Raw genomic sequence first — 2,200 nt, 5'->3', positions numbered from 1 at the left:
CAACACTAAGGTAAGTGAAAATTCTGACATGGCAAAATCCTGGGCAACTTTTTGTTGCTCAGGCACTTATAAATAATATTAAACTATAGTGTTGCGGAATTAAGGAACATGAAAAAAAACAGAAAAAAGCAAATCGTAGTTTTGTGTATAGCTTTAGTTTGCATCTTCATCTTGGTGTTCTCATTGTCCCATAAATCAGCTACAAAAGGTAGCGCGAATCCTCCATTAACAGATGTTTTGACTGATAGCATTTCTCAGATTGTCTCGGCTTGTCCTGGTGAAATTGGTGTGGCGGTTATTATTAATAACACAGATACGGTTAGTGTTAATAATAAAAGCATTTATCCTATGATGAGTGTATTTAAGGTTCATCAGGCATTAGCTCTTTGCAATGATTTTGACAAAAAAGGCCTTTCCCTTGATACCTTGGTAAAGATAAATAGGGAAAAACTTGATCCAAAGACATGGAGCCCTATGATGAAAGATTATTCAGCACCAGTTATATCGTTGACAGTAAGAGATCTGTTGCGCTATACTCTTTCCCAGAGCGACAATAATGCAAGCAATATCATGTTTAAGAATATGCTCAATACTGCACAAACAGACAGTTTTATAGCGAAACTCATACCACGTTCGAGTTTTCAGATAGCTTATACAGAAGAGGAAATGTCCGCTGACCATGACAAAGCTTACTCTAATTACACATCTCCTCTTGGTGCTGCAATGTTGATGAATCGTTTGTTTACAGAAAGTCTTATCAGTAATGAGAAACAAGATTTCATTAAGAATGCATTGAAAGAATGTAAAACAGGTATAGATAGGATAGTAGCTCCACTTCTTGATAAAGAAGGGGTTGTAATAGCACATAAGACAGGTTCTGGTTATGTCAATGAAAATGGTATTCTTGCAGCTCAGAATGATGTAGCCTATATATGTCTGCCTAATAAGGTCTGCTATACCTTAGCTGTATTTGTTAAGGATTTCAAGGGAAATGAATCACAAGCGTCACAATTTGTTGCGCATATATCAGCGGTAGTATATTCTTTATTAATCAATACTGCGTTAAATTAATATTTAATCGTCTGTAAATCAATAACTTATATTAAGAAATGCTTATGAAAACTTAACTGTAAAAAGTTGGTCAAGTCGCTGATTTTCAGCAACTTTGTAGATCACGACAAATACAATATTACATGAATACAGGACTTGACCAATATATGGATATCTTTAAAGATGCAGTTGAAGATTCAGCTGCAAAGATAACAAAAAGTTTCGAGAAAATACTCATCGAGGTGATAATTTTGTTCATGGTAATACCAAGAAAGATAAATTTCACCCAAATGGGGAGGTATGGCTTGCATGTTGAGCAAACCTATCGCAACGCATTCGGCTTGAAAAAGTCGAAGTGCATTGATTGGCTCAAACTTAATGTCTCACTTGCCAAGCGCTTCTTGGGTAAACAGGGAAGATGGGCTATTGCCATTGATCCCAGCTACATCAGTAAAGCTGGCAAGAAAACACCACATATCGGTCGTTTTTGGTCAGGATGTGCTCAGTCTGTTAAACATGGTCTCGAAATCATGGGTATTGGACTCATTGATATTGATACCAAAGACTGCATGATGTTAAGAGCCCACCAGTCGCTAAATAATAAAGAACTGAGTCTTAGAAACAAGACTATGGTAGATTTCTATATCAGCGTCATTAAGCGTTACCGCAAGGAACTTCTCAAACTCTCAACCCTCATAGTTGCAGATGCTTACTTCTCTACAAGTACATTTGTTAATGGGATAAAGAAAGAAGGGTTCTCTTTGATAAGCCGCTTTCGTGACAATGCTTGTCTCTTTTATGTCTATACTGGTCCACGTACTGGAAAACGTGGTCGCCCCAAGACCAAGGATGGCAAGATTGATATGAAGAATCTTGACCTCACTCGAATGGAGAAGATGGAGATGAAAGATATAGAAGGAACAGCTTATACTTTGATTGCCTATTCCAAGGCACTCAAGTGTAAAGTTAGACTTGTCATCTGGCAGATGCCGAATGGCAAGAAGAAACTATTCTTCTCTACATACACCTCACTTTCGGGTGAAGAGGTACTTCTTTATTATAGAACCAGGTTTCAGATCGAATTTTGCTTTCGTGACGCCAAAGGCTATACTGGTCTTATGGACTGCCAGGCTCGCGATAAGTGGAAACT

General features: G+C 37.7%; 2 protein-coding genes. Both read left to right on the top strand.

From position 1 onward, the window contains the following. Window positions 1–108: 108 nt before the first annotated feature. Window positions 109–1,071, top strand: coding sequence for a CfxA family broad-spectrum class A beta-lactamase (locus AAAT87_RS15270; protein ID WP_118066940.1), 963 nt, complete (start codon window positions 109–111; stop codon window positions 1,069–1,071). Between the two features lie 236 nt (window positions 1,072–1,307). Next, window positions 1,308–2,200: transposase (locus AAAT87_RS15265; protein ID WP_431997443.1), on the top strand; the 893-nt coding region annotated here is incomplete at its 3' end.

The sequence above is a fragment of the Segatella sinensis genome, assembly GCF_040095255.1.
GTDB lineage: Bacteria > Bacteroidota > Bacteroidia > Bacteroidales > Bacteroidaceae > Prevotella > Prevotella sinensis.
The sequence above is the reverse complement of the archived record's forward strand: the minus strand, read 5'-3'. Positions and strand labels throughout refer to the sequence as shown.